The organism is Microbispora sp. CA-135349 (assembly GCF_050947365.1).
In the GTDB taxonomy this organism is placed as follows: Bacteria; Actinomycetota; Actinomycetes; order Streptosporangiales; family Streptosporangiaceae; genus Microbispora.
This window is the reverse complement of the sequence record NZ_CP192001.1, coordinates 1,784,100-1,805,208: the sequence shown is the minus strand read 5'-3', so window position 1 is coordinate 1,805,208 and position 21,109 is coordinate 1,784,100. Positions and strand designations below refer to the sequence as shown.

General features: G+C 72.2%; 21 protein-coding genes. 11 read left to right on the top strand and 10 right to left on the bottom strand.

The window, feature by feature from the left end; translation table 11 throughout:
• The first annotated feature begins 17 nt into the window (after window positions 1-17).
• Window positions 18-611 (top strand): hemerythrin domain-containing protein, encoded by a 594-nt coding sequence (locus ACQPZZ_RS08770; RefSeq protein ID WP_432930583.1) that lies wholly within the window; start codon window positions 18-20, stop codon window positions 609-611.
• A gap of 315 nt (window positions 612-926) precedes the next feature.
• Window positions 927-1,121 carry a hypothetical protein gene (locus ACQPZZ_RS08765; RefSeq protein ID WP_363646214.1) on the top strand — a complete coding sequence of 65 codons (195 nt, stop codon included), beginning with the start codon at window positions 927-929 and terminating at the stop codon, window positions 1,119-1,121.
• An 82-nt stretch (window positions 1,122-1,203) separates the two neighbouring features.
• Here the strand turns inward: ACQPZZ_RS08765 and ACQPZZ_RS08760 are convergent, their stop codons facing one another.
• Both ACQPZZ_RS08760 and ACQPZZ_RS08755 read right to left on the bottom strand, forming a co-directional pair.
• Entirely contained in the window at window positions 1,204-1,524 is a 321-nt protein-coding gene (locus tag ACQPZZ_RS08760) for a DUF3817 domain-containing protein (protein ID WP_363646213.1), read from the bottom strand.
• 68 nt (window positions 1,525-1,592) lie between these two features.
• Window positions 1,593-2,393 carry an SURF1 family protein gene (locus ACQPZZ_RS08755; protein WP_432930581.1) on the bottom strand — a complete coding sequence of 267 codons (801 nt, stop codon included), beginning with the start codon at window positions 2,391-2,393 and terminating at the stop codon, window positions 1,593-1,595.
• Between the two features lie 156 nt (window positions 2,394-2,549).
• Here ACQPZZ_RS08755 and ACQPZZ_RS08750 point away from each other — a divergent pair, with 156 nt between their 5' ends.
• The 4 genes from ACQPZZ_RS08750 to ACQPZZ_RS08735 all read left to right on the top strand — a co-directional run bounded on the left by ACQPZZ_RS08750 (window position 2,550) and on the right by ACQPZZ_RS08735 (window position 6,030).
• A complete protein-coding gene (locus ACQPZZ_RS08750; protein WP_432930579.1) occupies window positions 2,550-2,723 on the top strand; it encodes a hypothetical protein in 174 nt (57 codons plus the stop codon).
• Between the two features lie 175 nt (window positions 2,724-2,898).
• Complete coding sequence (locus ACQPZZ_RS08745) at window positions 2,899-3,450, top strand: RNA polymerase sigma factor (RefSeq protein ID WP_363646210.1); 552 nt, start codon at window positions 2,899-2,901, stop codon at window positions 3,448-3,450.
• The gene (locus ACQPZZ_RS08740; RefSeq protein WP_432930577.1) at window positions 3,447-4,355 is read left to right on the top strand and encodes a hypothetical protein; all 909 of its coding nucleotides are present in this window, start codon (window positions 3,447-3,449) and stop codon (window positions 4,353-4,355) included. Before ACQPZZ_RS08745 ends, ACQPZZ_RS08740 begins: the two co-directional genes overlap by 4 nt.
• A 217-nt stretch (window positions 4,356-4,572) precedes the next feature.
• Window positions 4,573-6,030 carry a flavin-containing monooxygenase gene (locus ACQPZZ_RS08735; RefSeq protein WP_432930576.1) on the top strand — a complete coding sequence of 486 codons (1,458 nt, stop codon included), beginning with the start codon at window positions 4,573-4,575 and terminating at the stop codon, window positions 6,028-6,030.
• A 1-nt stretch (window position 6,031) separates the two neighbouring features.
• Here ACQPZZ_RS08735 and ACQPZZ_RS08730 read toward each other — a convergent pair whose 3' ends face one another.
• Entirely contained in the window at window positions 6,032-7,963 is a 1,932-nt protein-coding gene (locus ACQPZZ_RS08730) for a gamma-glutamyltransferase (protein WP_432930574.1), read from the bottom strand.
• A 233-nt stretch (window positions 7,964-8,196) separates the two neighbouring features.
• On the opposite strand from ACQPZZ_RS08730, the gene ACQPZZ_RS08725 reads away from it, so the two are divergent.
• Genes ACQPZZ_RS08725 through ACQPZZ_RS08710 form a run of 4 tightly spaced genes read left to right on the top strand, consistent with a single transcriptional unit; the run spans window position 8,197 to window position 12,590 of the window.
• On the top strand, window positions 8,197-9,312 hold the full coding sequence (locus ACQPZZ_RS08725) for a histidine kinase (RefSeq protein WP_432930572.1): 1,116 nt from the start codon (window positions 8,197-8,199) through the stop codon (window positions 9,310-9,312).
• Window positions 9,309-9,971, top strand: a complete 663-nt coding sequence (locus ACQPZZ_RS08720) for a response regulator transcription factor (protein ID WP_432930570.1) — start codon at window positions 9,309-9,311, stop codon at window positions 9,969-9,971. The genes ACQPZZ_RS08725 and ACQPZZ_RS08720 overlap by 4 nt, the downstream gene beginning before the upstream one ends.
• Window positions 9,972-10,014: 43 nt before the next feature.
• Window positions 10,015-10,149, top strand: a complete 135-nt coding sequence (locus ACQPZZ_RS08715; RefSeq protein WP_432930569.1) for a hypothetical protein — start codon at window positions 10,015-10,017, stop codon at window positions 10,147-10,149.
• A complete protein-coding gene (locus tag ACQPZZ_RS08710; RefSeq protein WP_432930567.1) occupies window positions 10,149-12,590 on the top strand; it encodes a DUF4132 domain-containing protein in 2,442 nt (813 codons plus the stop codon). Before ACQPZZ_RS08715 ends, ACQPZZ_RS08710 begins: the two co-directional genes overlap by 1 nt.
• Here the strand turns inward: ACQPZZ_RS08710 and ACQPZZ_RS08705 are convergent.
• The 4 genes from ACQPZZ_RS08705 to ACQPZZ_RS08690 form a co-directional block, all read right to left on the bottom strand.
• Window positions 12,587-13,405, bottom strand: coding sequence for a MerR family transcriptional regulator (locus tag ACQPZZ_RS08705; RefSeq protein WP_432930565.1), 819 nt, complete (start codon window positions 13,403-13,405; stop codon window positions 12,587-12,589). The genes ACQPZZ_RS08710 and ACQPZZ_RS08705 overlap by 4 nt on opposite strands.
• A 21-nt stretch (window positions 13,406-13,426) precedes the next feature.
• Window positions 13,427-14,716, bottom strand: a complete 1,290-nt coding sequence (locus tag ACQPZZ_RS08700) for an anhydro-N-acetylmuramic acid kinase (RefSeq protein ID WP_432930564.1) — start codon at window positions 14,714-14,716, stop codon at window positions 13,427-13,429.
• 81 nt (window positions 14,717-14,797) lie between these two features.
• Entirely contained in the window at window positions 14,798-15,019 is a 222-nt protein-coding gene (locus tag ACQPZZ_RS08695; RefSeq protein ID WP_432930562.1) for a hypothetical protein, read from the bottom strand.
• A gap of 263 nt (window positions 15,020-15,282) precedes the next feature.
• Window positions 15,283-16,848 carry a glycoside hydrolase family 10 protein gene (locus ACQPZZ_RS08690; protein ID WP_432930561.1) on the bottom strand — a complete coding sequence of 522 codons (1,566 nt, stop codon included), beginning with the start codon at window positions 16,846-16,848 and terminating at the stop codon, window positions 15,283-15,285.
• A 243-nt stretch (window positions 16,849-17,091) separates the two neighbouring features.
• Between ACQPZZ_RS08690 and ACQPZZ_RS08685 the strand changes: the two genes are divergently transcribed.
• Entirely contained in the window at window positions 17,092-17,991 is a 900-nt protein-coding gene (locus ACQPZZ_RS08685) for a MurR/RpiR family transcriptional regulator (RefSeq protein ID WP_432930559.1), read from the top strand.
• A 27-nt stretch (window positions 17,992-18,018) separates the two neighbouring features.
• Here the strand turns inward: ACQPZZ_RS08685 and murQ are convergent, their stop codons facing one another.
• The 3 genes from murQ to ACQPZZ_RS08670 all read right to left on the bottom strand — a co-directional run bounded on the left by murQ (window position 18,019) and on the right by ACQPZZ_RS08670 (window position 21,107).
• Entirely contained in the window at window positions 18,019-18,963 is a 945-nt protein-coding gene (gene murQ / locus ACQPZZ_RS08680) for an N-acetylmuramic acid 6-phosphate etherase (protein ID WP_432930557.1), read from the bottom strand.
• Window positions 18,964-19,053: 90 nt separating this feature from the next.
• The gene (locus ACQPZZ_RS08675) at window positions 19,054-20,070 is read right to left on the bottom strand and encodes an ABC transporter ATP-binding protein (RefSeq protein WP_432930555.1); all 1,017 of its coding nucleotides are present in this window, start codon (window positions 20,068-20,070) and stop codon (window positions 19,054-19,056) included.
• A complete protein-coding gene (locus ACQPZZ_RS08670; protein ID WP_432930553.1) occupies window positions 20,067-21,107 on the bottom strand; it encodes an ABC transporter ATP-binding protein in 1,041 nt (346 codons plus the stop codon). Before ACQPZZ_RS08670 ends, ACQPZZ_RS08675 begins: the two co-directional genes overlap by 4 nt.
• Window positions 21,108-21,109 lie beyond the last annotated feature (2 nt).

The window sequence follows — 21,109 nt, the reverse complement described above, 5'->3', positions numbered from 1 at the left end:
CCAGGAAGGAGGCGCTAATGGACCGCCAGTCAAGGCCGGAGACCATGCGGGAGAACGACGTGATCGATCTCCTGACGCAGCAGCACGTCCTCATCCGGGAGCTGTTCGACGAGGTCGACAGAAGCCGGGGGGAGGAGCGCAAGGAGTCCTTCAGCCGTCTCGTCCGCCTGCTCGCCGTCCACGAGACGGCGGAGGAGGAGATCGTCCACCCCTACGCCCGGCGCAAGCTGGTCGGCGGCGACACGATCGTGGACAACCGCCTGCAGGAGGAGGAAGAGGCGAAAGAACTGCTCAGTCGCCTCGACGACATGGACGTGACGACGGCGCAGTTCTCCCAGGAGCTGGAGAGGCTGCGGGCCGCAGTGTTCGCCCATGCCGCCGCCGAGGAGCGTTACGAGTTCTCCGAGCTGAGGGCCAGCACGTCCGAGGCCGAACGCAGGGCGATGGCCGTGGGTGTCAAGGCCGCCGAGGCGATGGCGCCGACGCATCCGCACCCCGGGGTCGAGTCGGCGACCGAGAACATCCTGATGGGGACGCCGATCGCGATGATGGATCGCGCCCGCGACGTGATCCGCAAGGTGATGGGCAAGTCGGAGTCCGGCGAAGGCTGATCTCCCGGCGGGCCGCCGCAGGGTCGCGGCGGAGCGGCGGGGCCGGGGTCCCGCGCCTTCGGCATCGGGAAAGGGCCCGTCGGAGACCGGGAATCGTGCGTGGCGCCGGCGGAGACGACCATCCGTCCCCCGGCGCCGCGCCGCCGAAAGGCTCACGCGCCGGTTCACGCGCCGGTTCACGCGCCGTTCGAGAGCCGCGAGAGGACGCCCGGCGTCTCCCGGTGGGCGTTCGTGGAACTCGATCCGGGCTTCGCACGTTCTCCCAGGCGACGCGGGACGACGTTCCGCGCGGGACCCGACACGAAAGGCCTGACGATGTCGCCACTGGGCAAGTACTACGTGGGCGCGGCGGTGGTGGCCGTGCTGGTCTTCATCCTCCCTTTGCCGACCCTCCTGGCCTGGCTGATCGCCATCGGCGTGCTGGGGGCGCCGATCGTCGCCTATTTCATGCTGGACGAGTCGCAGCGGGCGCGACTGCGGCGCATCCGCCGCCGCCAGATCGGCCGCTGAGGCCCCACAGGGACGACCAACGAGACGACCCAACCAAGGGACAGGCCGGGCCGCCATCACGGCGCCCGGCCTTCCGCTTCGCTCAGGAAGCGGCGGCGATCCTCCTGCGGACGCGGTCGGTGACGTTCCGCTCCAGGACGAAGGACAGGAACGGAATCGTGCCGGCGATGAGCACGAGCAGCAGGTAGCCGACCGACCAGCGCGCCTTGATCAGGCCCAGGTTGATCGCGGCCACCAGATAGACCATGTACAGGAAGCCGTGGATCGGCCCGACCACCGCGACCATCGTGCCGCTGTCGAAGCCGTACTTGACGACCATGGCGGCGCAGAGCACGAGCAGCATCACGCCGACTATGTAGGCCATGACGCGGTAGAAGTTGAGCGCGGATTCCACGTCGATCATTACCTCTGCTGGGGAAAGGGTCACCACACGATATCCGTGCGAGGCGGCGGTCCCGGCCTCAGGGCCGGTCAGGCCTCCACGGGCGCGGCCGGCGCGGCCGGCTCGGCCGCCTGCCGCTCCCGGTCCCGCTGCCCGCGCAGGGCGTCACGGACGAAGTGGAACCACATGTACACGGCGAACAGCGCGAAGATCCACCACTGGAGGGCGTAGGCCAGGTTGCGCCAGGTGAAGCCGCCGCCCTCGGTCGGCGGCGACACGGCCACCGGCGTGACGCCGGACGGCGGCTCCTGCGCGGTCGCGACGACGAACCCGTCCCGCACGTGCGCGTCCGGCCACACGTTGATCAGCTCCGCCGTCGACACCGTCGCCACCTGGCCGCGTGGCAGGTTCCCGCTGCGCATCACGTCGTCGGTCTGCTCGGCCGGCCGCAGCCGGCCGGTCACGGTCACGGCGCCCTCGGGCACGGCCGTGGCGGGATCCGCCGCCGTGGGAACCCAGCCGCGTACGACGGGGACGACCGTGCCGTCCGCGAGCCGCAACGGCGTGAGCAGCCAGAACCCGCTCCCCCGGGCCGCGCGGCCGCCGGGGGCCGCGACGTCGGCGACCCGGTCGGCCACCAGCAGCTGGTTCGCGGCGTCGTAGGTCCCCGTGGCGGTCACCCTGCGGCTGATCGCGCCACCGCTGACGTGCTGTCCCACCTGAGTCAGCTCGGTGACGGCCACGGGCGCGGGGTCGGGAGCCCGTCGTGGGGCGCCCGACGCCTCGAAGACGCCGAGTTGCCAGCGCCCGAGGAAGGTGAAGGACACGAGCACCCCGATGACCAGCAGGTGCAAGGCCACCAGCCGGGGAGCCAGGAGGGTGCGGAGCATGGATACAACGCTATCCGCCGCCCGCTGCGGTCCGGTATTCGCGGCCGTGGCGTCAGCGAGGGCGGGCGTTCTCCTGTTTTCCAAGCCACCACCAGGAGAGGGCAAAATCCGACAAATCACAGCCAGGGTGCACCATCTGTCGCTAGAGTCGTGCCCATGTCCGACCCTCAGATCGACCCGGCCGGAAACACGCAGGCTTTCCGGGCGTTCGCACAGCAGCAGGACACGACGGCCTCGCGTGAGCAGTCGTCCCGCCTGCCGATTTGGATCGCCGTCGGTGCGGCACTCGTCGTGATCCTCGCTGTGGTGGCCTACCTCCTGTTGCGCTGACATACCTGTGCCAGCCGCCGACGACCGCGCCCGTCGGCGGCTTTGTCATGCCCGCTGACGGCTCGCGGCGCTGACCGGTTCCGGCGCCGACCGGCTCCGGCACGGGGTGTAACACCCGCGGCGGTGCCGGACACCTTTCCGAGGTGTCCGGCACCTCTTCGGTTAGGAGACACCCGTGCAGGATCAACGCGTGCCCCCCGGCGCGCGAGATCGCTTCGAGGCGCTCTATCTCGCCTGTTATCCGCCTGTGTACCGCTACGCCCTGCGGCGTACCGAATCGGCCGACGACGTCGCCGACGTCATCGCGGAGACGTTCCTCATCGCCTGGCGGCGGCTCGACGACGTCCCCGACGGGGAAGGGGCCGTGCTGTGGCTGTACGCCACAGCACGGCGCGTCCTCGCCAACCACCGGCGGGGGCAGTCCCGTCGCACCGCACTCGCCGCGCGGCTGCGCGACGAACTGTCCGCCGCGCCGCCGGCGACGGCCCCCGACCCCCGGGTGGACGCCGTACGCGACGCCTTCACCGCCCTCGCGCCCGGCGACCGGGAGGTGCTCGCCCTCGCCTGCTGGGAGGGGCTGTCCGGGCCGCAGATCGCCACGGTGCTCGGATGCAGCGGCGCCGCCGCCCGGCTGCGCCTGCATCGGGCCCGCAAACGGCTGGCCCGGCTGCTGGGCACCGCAGGCGAATTCCGTACGACGACCGCGCTGAGGGAGGAGAGCCGATGAACAGGATCGACCGCATCGTGGCCGCCGTCGACCCGGCCGCCGCTGCCGCCGAGCCCGTGGTGAGCCGGGGAGTTCGCGAACTGCTCGGCGAGATCGTGGCCACCGCGCCGCAACGGCCACCGCTGTGGAAACGCGCTCTCCCGTCGAAGCGGCGGGGACGGGTGAGCGCTGTGGTCGCGGCGACGGCGGCTCTGGCCGCGGCGGCCGCGATCGGCGTCGGCCTGCCCGCGGGCGGCCCGCTCACCCGGTACGCCAACGCCGCCATGTCCGTCGAGAGGACCGGCGACGCCTTCAGCGTGACCGTCCTCGACCCCACCGCCGACCGGCGGCGGTTCGAGGACGCGTTCCGCGCGGTGGGGCTGGACGTCAGGGTGGTGATGATCCCCGTGCCACCCGACGAGGTGGGCGTGCTGTTCGGCCCGGTGGTGCCCGAGGGCTTCCGGTGGCACGGCACCACGGGGATACGGCGTACGACACCCTGCGCCTCCGCGTTCTGCGGCACGGTCTGGATGCCGGCGGACTTCCCCGGCCGGATGGTCTTCGGCGTGGGCCGCGCCGCCGGGCCGGGCGAGCCGTACGCCGAGGTCGACGCCTTCGATCCGGCGGGTGAGGAGGCCTTGAGCGACTATTCCTTCCGAGGCAGGACGGTCGCCGCTTCCCGCGCCGAACTGCGCAGGCGCGGCCTCGGGGTCGGATACCGCTTGGTGTGGACCTACCCGGATGGCGGCTTCGCCGACGAACCCGTACCCGCCGGCAGGGTGGGGAACGACTGGGTCGTCTCCGGTTCCCGCATGCACAGCTCCGACGTCGTGGATCTCTACGTCACCCCAGGTCCCGGCGCCGGTCCGGCCCCCGACCCCGCGAAGACCGACCGTTCCCGGCCCCACTGGTACGACATACAGTGACGGAGCGCCGCCGGGGCGGCGAGGGTGACGGAGCGCCGCCGGGGCGGCGAGGGTGACGGAGCGCCGCCGGGGCGGCGAGGGTGACGGAGTGCCGCGAACGCGCACGACGGCCGCCGGCGGCACTCCCCGGCGGCTCCGGCCGTACGGCAGCGGCCCTGGACCCGGCTCACTCGCGGGAATATATTGGACAGATCTTCCAATAGGGCGGGGAGGACGCATGCCCAGTCCAGGCATCACGATCATCGGTTCCGGGTTCGCCGGGCTCTGCATGGCCATCAAGCTGAAGGAGGCCGGCTACCACGACTTCGTGATTCTGGAGAAGGCCCGCGACATCGGCGGCACCTGGCGGGACAACACCTATCCCGGCTGCGCCTGCGACGTCCCCTCACCGCTGTACTCCTTCTCGTTCGAGCTGAACCCCGGCTGGTCGCGGCTGTTCTCCCCGCAGGAGGAGATCTGGGACTACCTGCGGGCCTGCGCCCGGAAGTACGGACTGGAGCCCCATCTGCGGTTCGGCACGGAGGTCCGCGGGCTCGACTACGACGACGAGCGGGCCCTGTGGCGGGTGTCGACCGCAGACGGGGAGACGTTCGAGACCCACGCCGTCGTGTCCGGCATCGGCGCCCTCCACGTGCCGTCGTTCCCCGAGATCCCCGGCCGTGAGCGCTTCACCGGCACGGCCTTCCACTCCGCCGAGTGGGACCACTCCGCCGACCTGAACGGCAAGCGCGTCGCGGTCGTCGGCACCGGCGCGTCGGCGGTCCAGTTCGTTCCGGTCGTCGCCGAGCAGGCGAGCCTGCTCACCGTCTTCCAGCGCACTCCGCCGTGGATCCAGCCGAGGCCGGACCTGCCGATCGAGGGACGGCTGAAGCGTGCCATGGAGACGCCCGGCGGGGCCCGACTGGTGCGCGACGCCGTCTACTGGCTGCTGGAGACCCGGGCCGTGGGCTTCACGCTCGACCCGCGGCTGATGGAGGTGCACCGGGCGATGGCCGAGCGGCACCTCGCCCGGCAGGTGCCCGACCCCGGGCTGCGCGCGAAGCTCACGCCCGGCTACACCATCGGCTGCAAGCGGATCCTGCTGTCCAACGACTACTATCCCGCGCTGACCAGGGACAACGTCGAGCTGGTCACCGACGGGATCACCGAGATCAGGCAGCGGTCGGTCGTGGACGCCACGGGGCGCGAGCACGAGGTCGACGCGATCGTGTACGGCACCGGGTTCCGGGTGGTCGACTCCCTCGACGAGCAGAACATCGTCGGCAGGAACGGTGTCAAGATCCAGGACGCGTGGCGCGAGGGCATCGAGGCCTACTACGGCATCACGACCGCGGGCTTCCCGAATCTGTTCTTCCTGCTCGGCCCCAACACCGGTCTCGCGCACACCTCGGTCGTCTTCATGATCGAGTCACAGGTCCGTTATGTCATGGACTGCCTGCGGCTGCTGTCCAGGACCAAGGCGAAGGCCCTGGACGTACGGCCGTCGGCGCAGCGGGCCTACAACGACCGCCTGCAGCGGCGGCTCGACCGGCTGGTGTGGAGCGAGGGCGGCTGCACGAGCTGGTATCTCGACGAGCACGGCAGGAACCGCACGCTCTGGCCCGGCTTCACCTTCGAATACTGGGCGCGCACCCGCAGGGTGAAGCCGGAGGCCTACGAACTCATCGGGTCCTGAATCAGCGACGCGGGCTGACCACGAGGGCGCTGCCTCCGCCGCGCCGGAAGGGCGGCTCGGCGACCGCCTGGACCCGGCCGTTCCCGAGGAACTCCAGGCCGGTCGCCGCGCCGATCTCCCCGACGGGCGGCGTGGTGGGCAGCGCGAAGCTGTGCCCCAGCGCGCCCAGCTCCGCGCAGTGCCGATCGATGAACGCCTGCTCGGCCTGGGTGACGGCGATGTTGCGCTGCGAGGCCCGCGGCGCGGCCACCGCCTCGGGCAGCGTCATGCCGAAGTCCAGCCGGTTGACCAGGATCTGCAGCACGGTCGTGATGATCGTCGCGCCGCCGGGCGAGCCGACGGCGAGCAGGGGCCGTCCGTCCTTGAGCACGATCGTCGGGGCCATGGACGACCGCGGGCGCTTGCCGGGGGCGGGCAGGTTCGGGTCGCCCGACGCCGGGCCGAACGTGAAGTCGGTCAGCTCGTTGTTGAGCAGGACGCCCCGGCCGGGAACCACGATCCCGCTGCCGCCGGTCTGCTCGATCGTGATGTTGTAGGCCGCCACGTCGCCCCAGCGGTCGGTCACCACCAGGTGAGTGGTCTCCGGGCCCTCGGGCTTGCCCGATTGCGTCTCGTCGGGCTTGCCCGCCTGCGTCTCCTCGGGCTTGCCCGCCTGCGTCTCCTCGGGCTCGCTCGCCTGTGTCTCCTCGGGCTCGCTCGCCTGTGTCTCCTCGGGGGCCGCCGTCAGGGCGGGAGAGGTGGTGGGGCACGGCGCGGGCGAGGGACCGGGCGTTCCCGGGGAGACGGAGGCACACGGCCCGTAGGAGCCGTCGGGCGACCCGGGCGCGGCGGGGTGGCCCATCGCCCGCGGGCCGATCAGGCAGGCGCGCTCCTTGGCGAACCCGTCGGAGAGCAGCTCGTTCAGCGGCACGTTCACGTACGCCGGGTCGCCGACGTAGGCGTTGCGGTCGGCGAAGGCGAGCCGGGACGCCTCCAGATACTCGTGCAGGCCGACCTTTGGCAGGACCTCCAGGATCTTCAGCGCCTCCCCCACGGTGGATCCGCCCGACGCCGGCGGCGCCATGCCGTACACGTCGAGGCCCTTGTACGTGACCTTGACGGGCGGCCGTTCGAGCGCCCGGTACGCCCTGAGGTCGGCCATCTCCATGAGCCCGGTCCGTACGTTGCGGGTGGCCCCCCGGCGCACCGGCGGCTTCTTCACCGTGGCGACGATCTCCCGGCCGAGCGCGCCGTCGTACAACCAGGCCGGGCCGCGGATGCCGAGCTCACGATAGGTGCGCGCGAGGTCGGGGTTGCGGAAGACCGACCCGACCGGCGGCGGCTGCCCGCCCGGCAGGTAGAGCGACGCGGTCGAGGTGAAGTCGCCGAACCTGCCGGCGTTCTGCTGCGTCTGGTCGTGGAACGTCCGGTCGACGACGAAACCCTTCTCGGCGATCTCGATCGCGGGACGCAGCGCCTGCCGCAGCGGCATCGTGCCGTATTCGCGCAGCGCCAAGTCCCACTGGGCGACGCTGCCGGGGACGCCGACCGACAGCCCGCTGGTGACTGCCTCCTCGAACGGGATGCCCTCGAACGCCGTCGAGGTCATCGCCCGGGGGGCGGTCTCCCGCCCGTCGATCGTGGTCACCTTCCGCCTGTGGGCGTCGTAGTAGACGATGAATCCGCCCCCGGCCAGGCCCGCCGAGTAAGGCTCGGTCACGCCGAGCGCGGCCGCTCCCGCCACCGCCGCGTCCATCGCGTTGCCGCCCTGGCGGAGCACCGTGAGCGCGGCCTTGCTGGCGTCCAGGTCCACGGTGGCCACGGCCCCGCCGTACCCCTCCGCGACCGGTTGCTTGACCTCCTTGTCCGGGTCGTGCACGGCCGCCTGAGCGGGCGGGACGAGCAGGCCCGCCAGCGTGACCAGTCCCAGCGACGTGACGACGACGCTTCTCATGCCCCGCACCTCCACGACACGGCCGATCACTCCAGCATGACTCACGACAGTCAATCTGGCCGTGGGATTGTCCGCTTTTGGACGCCGGCCGCCCCGCGAGCCGAAGCGGGAAACGGTACTCCTCCCGGCGTACCGGCGACTGCGGCTCCGGGCGGATGCGGTGACCAGCGGTGATGGCCTAGCGTGCGAGGGTGCGCTCCCGTTCCGCGATGTATCACCGCATTGATCCCGTCTTGCCGGTCATCATCGGGATCGTCCAGGTGTTCCTGACGATTGGCGCCCAATACTGGCAGCTGCGGAACCCCGACCTCGGGCGGGTGCCGCTGAACTGGTGGGGCTACGCACTGCTGCTGGTCGGGCCGCTCGCGATCGCACTGCGCCGCCGGGCGCCGGTCGCCGCGCTGGCCGTCACGCTCGTCTCGACCTCGGTCTACATGCTGCTCGGCTACGCGTACGGGCCGGTGTTCCTCAGCCCGATCATCGTGATCTGCACGGCGGTGCTGTCGGGACACCGCCGCGCGGCATGGCTGTCGTCGGGGGCGTTCTTCCTGTTCGTGGTCGCCTACGCCACCTGGTTCATCCCGCACCGGGCGAGCCTGTTCCACCACACCGCGGTCGCGGCCTATCTGCTGCTCACGCTCACCGTGGCGGAGTTCTACCGGATGCGCCGCGAGCGCCTCGCCGAACGCGAACGGGTGGAGCGCGAGGAGGCCAGGCGGCAGGCGAGCGAGGAACGGCTGACCATGGCCCAGGAGCTGCACGACGTGCTCGCCCACAACATCTCGCTGATCCACGTCCAGGCGTCCACCGCCCTGCACCTCCTCGACGACCGCCCCGAGCAGGCCCGCACCGCGCTGACCACGATCAAGCAGGCGTCCAAGGACGTGCTGACCGAGATGCGCGGGGTGCTCAGCCTGCTCAGGGACGGCGCGCCGCGCTCGCCCACGACCGGGATGGCTCACCTGGCCGACCTCGCGGAACGCAGCGGGCTGCCGGTCACGCTGAAGATGATCGGACGTGAACGCCCGCTGCCCGCCGGCGTCGACCGGGCCGGCTACCGGATCGTCCAGGAGGCGCTGACCAACGTCGCGCGCCACGCGCCCGGTTCGCGGGTGACCGTCCGCGTGGCGTACGCGCCGGAGGAGCTGACCGTGACGATCGAGGACGACGGCAGCGGCACCGCACGGGCCGAGGCGGGCCTCGGCGGCGGCAACGGCATCCCCGGCATGCGCGAGCGGGCCGCCGCGCTCGGCGGGTCGCTGTCGGCCGGTCCCCGGCCCGGCGGCGGCTTCCGCGTGGAGGCCCGCCTTCCCCTGCCCCCGTCCGAGGACCAGAAGGAGCCGATGTGATACGCGTCCTGCTCGCCGACGACCAGGCGCTGGTCAGGGCCGGGTTCCGTGCCCTGCTCGACGCGCAGGAGGGCATGACGGTCGTGGGCGAGGCCGGTGACGGCGAGCAGGCCGTCCTGCTCACCCGCGACCTGCGCCCCGACGTGGTGCTGATGGACATCCGCATGCCCGGCACGGACGGCCTGACGGCCACCCGCCGCATCGGCGACGACCTCGGCCTCACCGACGTGAAGATCATCATGCTCACCACGTTCGAGCTGGACGAGTACGTCTTCGAGGCGCTGCGCGGCGGCGCGAGCGGCTTCCTGGTGAAGGACACCGAGCCGGCCGAGCTGATCCAGGCCGTGCGGGTGGTGGCCTCCGGCGACGCCCTGCTGTCCCCCGGCGTGACGCGCAGGCTCATCGCGGAGTACGCCGCCCGGGCCAAGGAGCCGGGCATAACGACGAGCCTCGACGTGCTGACCGAGCGCGAGCGGGAGGTGCTCGCGCTGGTGGGCACCGGCATGACGAACGACGAGATCGCCGCCCGGCTGTACATGTCCCCGGCGACGGCCAAGACCCACGTGAGCCGCACGATGACCAAGCTCCACGCCCGCGACCGGGCCCAGCTCGTCGTGATCGCGTACGAGTCGGGCCTGGTCAAGCCCGGCTGGCTCTGAGACGACGCCGGATTGTCGGGCCTGCTCCCTACACTCCGCGACCATGGGGACAGTGAGCTTCGGTGGCGAGACGACGCCCGGCGGGCGGCGTGAGACCGGGCGTCCGGAGGCCGGCGCGGAACGGGCCATGCCGTGCGAGACCTTCCGGCGACGGACCCTCCGGGAGGTCGTCCAGTGATGAACGGGATCGCGAACCATGCCGAGCGGGTGCGCGAACTGGCGGACGCCGAAGACGCCGAGTCGACGGCGGCCGAACTGCTGCGCCTGACCGAGACACACGATCCGCAGAACGGAGACTGGAGCCCGATCACGCGCATCCTCGACTCGTCGCCCGAGAAGTTCCGAGTCCGGGTCGCACTCGCGGCGGTGCGGTCCGCCGACAACTGGATCCCCGACTCCATCGCGGAGATCGTCCTGTGCACCGTGCGGCTCGACCGCCACCTCGACGCGGTCGAGTCCCTGCTGACCCGGGCTGCGGGCTTCGGCGTTTATTACGCGTACACGCTTCTCACCCGCCTCGCCGACGCCTGGCTGGGCGCGGGCCGCACACTGCCCCCGGCGGTGATCGCGGTGATGCGGCGTACGGCCCACGGCATGTACGGGAGAGACCGCCTCCATGAGATCCTCGCCCTCCCGGGTCACCCGGCGCTCGACCCGGGCGAGGAATGGGCCGATCGGGTGCTCGCCGATCTTCCCGCCCTGGGCGGGGAATGGGACGCGCTGGTGGCACACGCGGTGACCGCGACCTCGGCCAAGCCGTCGAGCAGATGGGAGAAGCAGGCACGGGAGCTTCTCGACGCGGTGGGGCACGACCGGGCACGGGAGGCGATCAGCGGGTGGCTCGCCCTGGTGGGCTCGCCTCGCACGATGCCCGTGGTGTATCTGGACGACGCGGCGTTCGACCCGCACAACGCCCTCGGCGTCCGCGGCATGACCTGGATGCTGGCCTTCCTCCCATCACGGCCGGAGAGCGCGCGGCTGCTCGGGAACCTGGTCGAGACGGCCCTGCGCAAGGTCCCCGGCATCGGTCCACGCAACCCGATGGTGGCCAACGCCGCCGTCTACGCGCTGTCCCGGATGGAGGCCGAGGCGGCCCTGGCCCAGCTGGCCCGGCTGTCGGCCCGCGTCACCTACAAGGGCACGCTGAAGGTGCTCGGCACCGCTCTCGACGCGCGGGCCGCCGCGCTCGGGCTGTCCCGCGACGAGGTCGAGGAGCTGGCCGTCCCGACTTACGAGCTGACCGAGGTCGGCCGCGGTAGCCGGGTGATCGGCGACGCCACCGCGGAACTGCGCGTGACCGGCACCCGGACGTCCATCGTGTGGAAGAACGCCGCAGGCCGCGAGGTCAAGGCTCCTCCGGTGAGCGTGCGCCGCGACCACGCCGCGGCGCTCGCCGAGCTGAAGACGTCGGCGAAGGACATCGACAAGATGTTGCCGGCCCAGGCCGAACGGCTCGACCAGCTGTTCCTCGCGCAGCGCTCGTGGCCGTACGCGACCTGGCGGGAGCGTTATCTCGACCACCCGCTGGTCGGCACGCTCGGCAGGCGGCTGATCTGGCTGGTCGGCGACGTGCCCTGCGCGTACGCGGATGGCACGTTACGCCGCGTCGACGACGCACCGGTCACCCCCGCCGAGGACGCGGTCGTGCGCCTGTGGCATCCGATCGGCCGGGACGTGGACGAGGTGCTCGCGTGGCGTGACTGGCTGGAGCGGCGCGGGATCACCCAGCCGTTCAAGCAGGCCCACCGCGAGGTCTACCTGCTCACGGCCGCCGAGGAGAACACGCGCTTCTACTCCAACAGGTATGCGGCGCACATCCTGCGTCAGCACCAGTTCCACGCGCTGGCCGCGGCGCGCGGATGGCGTGACAAGCTGCGGCTGATGGTCGACGACAGCTACCCTCCGGCCACTCGGGAGCTGCCGCGGTGGGGCCTGCGCGCCGAGTTCTGGATCGAGGGCATCGGGGACGACTACGGCACCGACACCCTCGACTCCGGCGCCTACCTGCGCCTGTCGACCGACCAGGTCCGGTTCTATCCGACGGGGGCGCCGGAGAACCTCGCCCACGCCTACGGCGGCGGGTACGAGCAATGGCTGCGGACCGGCGCGGATCCGGCTCAGCCGCTTCCTCTGGATCAGGTGCCGCCGCTGGTGTTCAGCGAGATCATGCGAGACGTCGACCTGTTCGTCGGCGTCTCCAGCGTCGGCAACGACCCGACGTGGCAGGACGGCGGACCGGACGGCCGCTTCCGCGCATACTGGGCCTCCTACAGCTTCGGCGATCTGTCGAGCACCGCACAAACCCGCCACGACCTGCTGGCCCGGCTGGTGCCCCGGCTGGCGATCGCCGACCGTTGCAACCTGGAGGGACGCTTCCTGCACGTCCGGGGGGACATCAGGACCTACAAGATCCATCTCGGCTCGGGCAACATCCTGATGACCCCCGACGACCAATACCTCTGCATCGTCCCCGGGCAGGCCCCCGAGGCAGGGGCGGGCCAGGTGTTCCTTCCGTTCGAGGGCGACCGGACGCTGGCGGTCATCCTCAGCAAGGCGATGCTGCTGGCCAGGGACACGGAGATCACCGACCCGAGCATCACCCACCAGATCCGTCGCTAGCCGGCGAGCGGCTCCTGGAGTTCGGTGACCCACCGGGCGGGATCCTCCCCGGCCTCCAGGTAGAGCTCCCTGGCGTACCCGGCGGAGCGGTGACCGCCGTCGGCGATCCACCGTGCCAGCGTCTGCGCGGCCGGAAGGACGTCGTCCATCGGGCCGCGGTGCACGATGGTGGCCGCCCGCTCGATCGCGGGCAGGTCCACGACGGCGAAGTCGTGACCGTCCCCGGGCGCGACCGCGACCGGCATCGCGGCATGTGCGAGGATGCCGTCACCGCCGGGGGCGTCCTCGTAGTAGGCGATCCCCGGCCCGGCCGGGGTCACCCCGGCCTCGTCCAGCCTGCGGCACAGCTCCCCGAACAGCGGGCCGACGACCGGGCCGATGTCCTCCGGCTCGTAGCTGCGCGCCACGGCGCTCAGCTCGGCCACCCGGACGGCCGGGATGCGCTTGACCATCACGTCGTCGGTGTTCATGTGTCCCTCACTTTCGATCGTCCGGAGCCTCGCCTCGACCTGAGCCAGCCGGGCCGCCGCGACGGTCATCGCCGCCTCGAGCTCAGCCCGCCGCAACCGCAGCATCCCGCGCAGTTCCTCGGCGCTCACCCGCTCGTCCAGGACCTCCCGTACCTGTCGCAGGGTGAAGCCCAGGTCCTTGAGCGCGGTGATCCGGTTGAGCCGCGCGAGCTGGCCCGCCTCGTAGAAGCGGTAGCCGCTGGTGGGGTCGACGAAGGCCGGGCGGAGCAGCCCGATGGCGTCGTAGTGACGCAGCATGCGGACCGACACGCGGCCGTGCCTGGCGAAGTCTCCGATGGTGAACATGGTGCGACCGATTGCAGCGCCTCACACGGTGTCAGGGTCAACAGGTCCCATGCGAATACGGCGGGGCGGCACGGCGAGAGGTTCCGGCAGCCGCAGCGGGCCGCGGCCCGGGGTGATCGTGCCGAGCACCCGCGGCCCGGCCGCGCCGGTGCACTCGGGCACGGTGCCGGGCAGGCCGTGCGCGGTCAGCCAGCCGAGATAGGAGAACGCGACGGCCTCCTTGGCGTCCGACGGCACGCCGAGATCGTCGCTCGGCAGCAGCCGCACGCCTTCGGCCCGCGTACGCAGCGCGTTCATCAGTGCCGGGTTGCGGACGCCGCCGCCGGAGACCACCACCGCGCCGAGCCGGTGCCGCCGGATCTCCGCCGCGACCGTCTCGGCGGTGAGCGCCGCGAGCGTCGCCATCAGATCGGGCAGGTCCGGCGCGTACGGCCCGGCGACCCGCTCCAGGTAGCCCGCGTGGAACAGCTCCTTGCCCGTCGTCTTGGGCGGCGGCCGGTGATAGTAGGGCTCGGCGAGCAGCGCGGCCAGCAGCCCCTCGTGCACCCTCCCCGCCGCCGCCAGCCTGCCGTCCTCGTCGTACGGCATGCCGGTGGCGGCGCGTACGGCCGCGTCCATCAGCGCAGAGGCCGGGCCGGTGTCGTACGCGAGCGGGGGCTCGCACGCGGTGGGGGCCACGGTCAGGTTGGCGATGCCGCCGAGGTTCAGGGCGCCGGCCCGCCCCGCCGAGGCGGGCAACCCGGGCGGCCCCTGCGGGTCGGACGGCTCTATCGGCTCGGAGGGCTCGGACCGCTCGTGCGGCTCTATCGGCTCGGAGGGTTCGGAGGGCTCGGATGATTCCGGCCGCCTGTACAGCCCGGACAGCAGCGGCAGGTCGAAGGCGGACACGAGCGGCGCCCCCTGCCCGCCGGCGGACACGTCGCGCACCCGCAGGTCCGACACGACCGGCACGCCGATCCGTTCGGCGATCCAGGCGGGCTGGCCGACCTGGAGCGTCCCGCGCACGCGCCCGTCCTCCACCCAGTGGTACATCGTCTGCCCGTGCGAGCACACGAGGTCGGCGGCCGGGCAGGCCGCCGCCGCCTCGGCGAACGCCTGACCGACCAACGTGTCGAGGCGGCAGACCTCGGCCATGTTCGTACGGTTTGGCGGCAGCGCGGCGACGATCGCGGCCCGCAGGTCCTGCGGGTACGGCACGGTGCCGGTGTGCTCCACGATTCCCCTGAGCAGGTCGCCGTCCCGCGACCAGTCGACGAGCGCGCAGTCGATCCCGTCGTGGGAGGTCCCCGAGATCAGGCCGAGCACGCGCACGGCTCACCTCCCACTGTGCGGGCGCCTCTCGGCTCCGGCACCTCGACAAGGATCCTTCACGGCAGCCCGGATCCCAGAAGCTTACGTTTCCGAGAACGGCGGGAGGCCGACGAGCTTGGTGAGGAAACGGTCGATCTGCTCCTCGGCGGGCGGCCAGGGCAGGTCGGGCTCGTTGATCCGCTGCGACAGCATGCCGTTCACGGCGGTGCGCAGATCGCTGGCGACCGTCGCGGCGTCGTCGCGCGGCGCGACTCCGGCGTCCATGCAGCGCTGGATCGCCTCCGTGGTCCGGGCGACCAGCACCTCTTGAACGGCATGCCGAGCCGCCGGTGGACCGCGCTCTCGTGCAGCACCTTGTACAGGCCCGGATGCGCGTGCGCCCAGGCGGCCTGCGCGAGGATGCGCGCCCGCAGCCGCGCCGCGGGGTCCTCGCGCGCGTGGAAGGCGCTCAACGCCTGCCTCGCCGAGCTCACGCCCGCCCGCTGACGCCGCACATCACGACCCACACCGCACCGCCCGCGCCGCCCGACCGCACCGCCTGACCGGGCGGATCGAACGGGCGGCGCTCAGCGGGCTCTGCGCTCGGGGCTCGGCTCACTCTGCCGGGACGCCCGGTCGACCGCCGTGACGTGGTAGCGGTGGCCGGGCGCGCCGTCCGGGTCCACCCAGCGGACGCGCCTGTCCCCAGGGATCACCGCGACCAGGTGCTCCGCGTCGGCGAAGTCCTGCCGGCGGGCGGGCCGGTCGAACCGGAAGACGGCGAACTGGAACGGGGCGCGGGGCCCGGCGGCCTCGACGTGCAGCTCCACGCCCCCGCTCACGCGGCGGGCAGGGGCGAGCACGGGACGACGCGGCGGCGCCCCGCCCGCCAGCCTGGGCAGCAGCGGAGCGAGCGCTGGACGCGTGTAGTGCCCGCTCACGACCGCGCTGATCGAACCGAGCCGGTCGTCGCGGACGTCGGCCGCGTTGTACCAGATGTCTCCCCCGACCTCGGGATGGTCGCGGTTGAGCGTGAGGTGCCGGGACAGCTCGTCCGGCTGGAACCACTCGGCGGGCTGTCCCGCCGTCCCCGCCTTGTACGCCGCCTGGCCGATCCACAGCTGCACGCCGGTGCCCGCGGCCACGTCGGACCACCAGGGGACGAGCTTGGCGTAGTCGGCGTTCGACTGGCCGATGTACCAGTAGAGCTGCGGCGCGATGTAGTCGAGCCAGCCCTTCTTGACCCACTCGCGGGTGTCGGCGTGCAGGTTGTCGTACGACTGGCCACCGCTGGTGTCGGAGCCGAGCGGGTCGGTGGCCTTGTTGCGCCAGATGCCCGACGGGCCGATGCCCCAGATCACCTCCGGCTTGGCCCGCCGCACGCGCCCCTGCATCTCCCGCACCAGCAGGTCGACGTTGTTGCGCCGCCAGGCGGCCAGATCGGGGAAGTCCGCGCCGTACGCCGCGTAGGCCGCGCTGTCGTCGAAGGCCGTGGTGTTGACCGGGTAGAAGTAGTCGTCGAAGTGCACGCCGTCGATGTCGTAGCGGGTGACGGCGTCCATCATCGCGTCCTGCACGAACGCCCGGACCTCGGGGATGCCGGGGTTGTAGTAGAGCTTCCCGCCGTACGGGACGATCCAGCCGGGGTGTCTGCGGCCGGGATGGTCGGGGTGCAGCTTCGCGGGGTCCGCCTGCATGGACACGCGATACGGATTGAACCAGCCGTGGAACGCCAGGCCCCTCTTGTGGGCCGCATCGACGGCGAAGCCCAGCGGGTCGTAGCCCGGGTCCTGCCCCTGGACCCCGGTCAGATACTGCGACCACGGCTCGTACGGCGACGGCCAGAAGGCGTCCGCAGTGGGCCTGATCTGCACGAACACGGAGTTGAGCCGGCGAGCCACGGCGAGGTCGAGCCAGGCGGTGAACTCGGCCTGCTGCTGCTCGGGAGTCAGCCCGGTCCTGGACGGCCAGTTGATGTTGACGACCGAGGCGATCCACATGCCGCGCATCTGGCGCAGCGGCGGGACGTACCCGGTGGGAGCGGGCGATGCGGCGGAAGCGGGGGACGCGGCGAGGGCCGGCAGCGGGACGCTCGACGCCGCGGCGGCGAGGGCCAGACCACGTAGCACGGCACGCCGGGAGGGTGAGCTCAATCGGACCTCCGAAGGCCGGGGGGATGCGGCGGTCACGACACTGGCAGAAAATTACTTTCAGATCAATGCGGATAAAAGAAAGTGTCATAGACGTGTAATCTGCCCCAGGAGGTCCTCGCGGGAGGCGGCAGCCGACATCCGGAAGCGCCGCACATATCTCGACATGTGGAGTTCTGGTCTGGTTGCCCCGCACCCGCGGGCGCGTGGATCTAAGCTGATCGCGCACAGGAGAGGCTGCAGGTGATGAACGAGAACGAGGGGGCCGCACCGGTCAACCCGATCGCGACGGTGCGTGCGGTGCTGCCCTCGCTCACCCCCGCCGCCCAGACCATCGCGCGCCTCATCCTCGACGACCCCGCCATGGTGGCGCGCAGCACCATCACCGAGATCAGCGCGGTCTCGGGGATCAGCGAGGCGACGATCGTGCGGACCGCGCGGGCGCTGGGCTTCGCCGGCTACTCGCAACTGCGCTTCGCGCTGGCGGCGGCCGTGGCCAGGGACACTCCCGAACGGCTCGTGCCCGGCGACCTCGCCCCCGACGACCCCCTGACCGACGTGATCGCCAAGGTCACGCGGGCCGAGTCGCAGGCGCTCGCCGACACGGCGGCCCAGCTCAGCCCCGACGGGCTGGGCGCGGTGGTGGACGCCGTCGCCGGCGCCCGCCGCGTGGACGTGTACGGCGTGGGCGCCTCCGGCCTCGTCGCCGCCGACATGGCGCAGAAGCTGATGCGCATCGGTCTGCCCGGCCACTACTTCACCGACGCGCACCTCGCGCTCACCAGCGCCGCGCTGCTGCGCGAGGGGGACGTCGCCGTCGGAGTGAGCTGCACCGGCGAGACGCCCGACGTGCTCGGCCCGGCGCGGGTCGCCCGCAAGGCCGGCGCGACGGTCGTGGCGATCACCAACAATCCGCGCTCGTCGCTGGCCGGGCTCGCCGACCACGTCCTGATCTCCGCCGGGCGGGAGACGGCCTTCCGTCCGGGCGCCCTGGCCAGCCGGATCAGCCAGCTGCTCATCGTCGACTGCGTCTTCGTCGGCGTCGCGCAGCGCACGTTCGACACCTCCGACGCCGCCTTACGCGCGACCCGCGACGCACTCGACGACTACCTCGGCGACACGCATCGCCGCGCCCGCTCGGCCTGACCCACCCGCGGAAAGGGCCGGCACTCGTCAGGCGGCGCCGCCGGCGCGGCGGGCGGCCTCCAGCCGGTCGCCGTTGGCCGCGAGCAGTGCCCGGGCGTCGTCCGGGCCGAGGTCGCGCTCGATCATCAACACGGCCACCTTGACGTTCCAGTCCGCCGACTCCAGCGCGGCCCGGGCGGTGACGGGCCCCGCACCGGTGATGTCGCCGACCATCCGCGTCGCCCTGCGGGCGAGCTTGGCGTTCACCGCCGACACCTCGATCATCGCGTTCCCGTACGTCCGGCCCAGCCGGATCATCGCGATCGTCGAGATCATGTTGAGCACGAGCTTCTGGGCGGTCCCCGCCTTGAGCCGGGTCGAGCCGGCCACCACCTCGGGGCCGACGACCACCTCTATCGGATGCTCGGCCCGCTCCGACAACGGCGACCCCGGATTGCAGGACAGGCTGACGGTCAGCGCACCGCGCCGGGCGGCCTCACCCAGCGCCCCGAGCACGAACGGGGCCCGGCCGCTGGCGGAGACGCCCACGAGCGAGTCGAGCGGGCTCACCCCGCGCCCGGCGACGGCCGCCGCCCCGCCATCGTGGTCGTCCTCGGCTCCCTCGATCGACCGGGTCAGCGCGGCCTCGCCGCCCGCGATGACCCCTTGCACGAGCTCCGGGTCGGTGCCGAAGGTCGGCGGGCACTCCGACGCGTCGAGGACGCCGAGCCTGCCGGACGTCCCCGCGCCGACGTAGAACAGGCGTCCGCCCCGTGCCATGCGTGCGACGATCGCGTCGATGGCGGCCGAGACGGCCGGGATGGCCCTGGCCACCGCTCCCGGCACCGTGGCGTCGGCCGCGTTCATCAGGCGGGCGATCTCCTCGGTCGGGAGCCGGTCGATGTCCCGGTAGCGCGGATCGCTCTGCTCCGTATGGAGACCGCTGTGCTCCGTATAAAGCTCGGTGGACGGGCCCGTCAGTGGGTCAGTCATCTCGTCCCTGTCGTCGGTTTCCATCTCCGGCCTCCCCGATCGCCGTACGCCTCCGCGCGCGGTCTCCTCACCCGGTGGCTCACCGGCGGCTCACCTGCGGCTCATCGGCACGGCGACCACGCTGCGGCGCTCGGGATGGAAGCAGGCGTGCTCCTGCGGCATGTCGCCGTCGTGGCCGAGCGCGGGCCGCTCGCGTTCGCACCGCTCGGTCCGGAACGGGCAGCGCGGCGCGAACAGGCAGCCCCCCATGTGGTCGCCCGGGGGTTCCCCCGGCGCCTCCACCGGCACGACGCGCTGCTCGCCCGGCGATTCCAGGCCGTGCAGCACCGGGATCGCCGACAGCAGCGCCTGCGTGTAGGGGTGCACCGGAGCCGCGATGACGGTCTCGACCGGGCCGCGTTCCACCACCTGACCGCGGTAGATGACGTACAGCTCGCCGTCGGTGCCGATGTAGCGGGCGGTCGCCACGTCGTGGGTGATGAACAGCACGCTCACCCCGAGCCGCTCGCGCAGGTCCTTCAGCAGCGCGAGGATGCCCAGGCGCAGCGACACGTCGATCATCGAGACGGCCTCGTCGGCGACCAGGACCTCGGGGTCGACCGTGAGCGCGCGGGCGATCACCACACGCTGGCGCATGCCGCCCGACAGCTGGTGCGGGTAGCGCGGCAGCACGTAGCCCGGGTCGAGCCCGACCAGGCCGAGCAGTTCCCCGGCCCGCTCGTCCGCCCACGAGCGCGGGCGGCCGGTCTGCCCCGCCCGCAGCGCGAGCGGCGCGGCCAGCGCCTGGTGGATCGTGCGCGCCGGGTTCAGCGCGGAGTACGGATCCTGGTGGATGAGCTGGATCCGGCGGAAGTACGGCTGCCGCCTGCGGTGGCTAAGCGACGACATCGCCACGCCGTCGATGACGATCTCCCCGGAGTCGCAGGTCTCCAGTCCCGCGATGATCCGCCCGAGTGTGGTCTTGCCACAGCCCGACTCGCCGATGAAGGAGACGGCCCCGCCCTTCGGGATCGCGAAGTCCACGCCGCGCAGCGCCGGGACCTCCCTGGCACCGAGGACCCCGCCACGCTGCCGGAACGTCTTCGTGATGCCTACCCCGGCGATCATGCCTGGTCCTCCCCCGTCGCGGCGGCCACGGCCGGCCTGTCCCCGTCGTCGTTCCGTACGGCATGGCAGGCCGCCGACCGGGAGCCCCGGGTGACGACGGGCGGGGTGCCGGTCTCGCACACGTCCATGCGCAGCGGGCAGCGCTCGCGGAACACGCATCCGTCGGCCGGGACGCCGGCCAGCGTCGGCGGGCGTCCCGGCAGGGCCCGCGCCTCGGCGATGTCGCCGACGAGACGCGGGATGGCCCCGAGCAGTCCCCGTGTGTACGGGTGGCTCGCCTCGGCCAGCACCTCGCGGGTCGGTCCCTGCTCGACGATGCGCCCGCCGTACATCACGGCGAGCCGGTCGGCGATCTCGGCGACCACCCCGAGGTCGTGGGTGATGACGAGCGTGGTGAGCCCCCGCTCGGCGTGCACCTCCCTGACGATGCGCAGGATCGTCGCCTGCGTGATCATGTCGAGGGCGGTCGTGGGCTCGTCCAGCACGACGAGGCGGGCGTTCAGCACCAGGGCCAGCATGACGCCGACCCGCTGGCGCATGCCACCGGACAGTTCGTGCTGATAGGAGTCGAGCACCCGGGCGCCGTCCAGGCCCATCCGGCCGAGCAGGCCCCGGGCGTCCGCCAGCAGTCCGCGCGGGTCCTCGACGCCGTGGGAACGTCCGAGGTCGAGCACCTGCTTGCCGACCGTCTTGAGCGGGTTGAGGGAGTTCTGCGCCGCCTGGAAGACGTACCCGACGTGCCGTCCGCGCGCCTGGCGCAACCCCTCGCCGCCGAGTGCCACAACGTCGCCGAGGCCGTCGATCTCGACGCTGCCCGCCGCGATCCTGCCGGGCGGTTGCACGGCGTTGAGCAGCGACAGGGCGAGCGTGGACTTGCCCGAGCCCGACTCGCCGACGACACCGGTGATCGTGCCGGGCGCGAGGTCGAGGTCGACGCCGGACACCGCCGGCAGCTCGCCGGCCGGGGTGCGGTAGACCACGGTCAGCCCGCGGATCCGCACGCCGGGAGGACCGGGATGGCTCTGCTCGGGAGTCACGC

Coding starts and splice junctions, on each gene's coding strand:
- ACQPZZ_RS08770 (WP_432930583.1), top strand. CDS start 18: ATGGACCGCCAGTCAAGGCCGGAGACCATGCGGGAGAACGACGTGATC.
- ACQPZZ_RS08765 (WP_363646214.1), top strand. CDS start 927: ATGTCGCCACTGGGCAAGTACTACGTGGGCGCGGCGGTGGTGGCCGTG.
- ACQPZZ_RS08760 (WP_363646213.1), bottom strand. CDS start 1,524: ATGATCGACGTGGAATCCGCGCTCAACTTCTACCGCGTCATGGCCTAC.
- ACQPZZ_RS08755 (WP_432930581.1), bottom strand. CDS start 2,393: ATGCTCCGCACCCTCCTGGCTCCCCGGCTGGTGGCCTTGCACCTGCTG.
- ACQPZZ_RS08750 (WP_432930579.1), top strand. CDS start 2,550: ATGTCCGACCCTCAGATCGACCCGGCCGGAAACACGCAGGCTTTCCGG.
- ACQPZZ_RS08740 (WP_432930577.1), top strand. CDS start 3,447: ATGAACAGGATCGACCGCATCGTGGCCGCCGTCGACCCGGCCGCCGCT.
- ACQPZZ_RS08735 (WP_432930576.1), top strand. CDS start 4,573: ATGCCCAGTCCAGGCATCACGATCATCGGTTCCGGGTTCGCCGGGCTC.
- ACQPZZ_RS08730 (WP_432930574.1), bottom strand. CDS start 7,963: ATGAGAAGCGTCGTCGTCACGTCGCTGGGACTGGTCACGCTGGCGGGC.
- ACQPZZ_RS08715 (WP_432930569.1), top strand. CDS start 10,015: ATGGGGACAGTGAGCTTCGGTGGCGAGACGACGCCCGGCGGGCGGCGT.
- ACQPZZ_RS08710 (WP_432930567.1), top strand. CDS start 10,149: ATGAACGGGATCGCGAACCATGCCGAGCGGGTGCGCGAACTGGCGGAC.
- ACQPZZ_RS08705 (WP_432930565.1), bottom strand. CDS start 13,405: ATGTTCACCATCGGAGACTTCGCCAGGCACGGCCGCGTGTCGGTCCGC.
- ACQPZZ_RS08685 (WP_432930559.1), top strand. CDS start 17,092: ATGAACGAGAACGAGGGGGCCGCACCGGTCAACCCGATCGCGACGGTG.
- murQ (WP_432930557.1), bottom strand. CDS start 18,963: ATGACTGACCCACTGACGGGCCCGTCCACCGAGCTTTATACGGAGCAC.
- ACQPZZ_RS08675 (WP_432930555.1), bottom strand. CDS start 20,070: ATGATCGCCGGGGTAGGCATCACGAAGACGTTCCGGCAGCGTGGCGGG.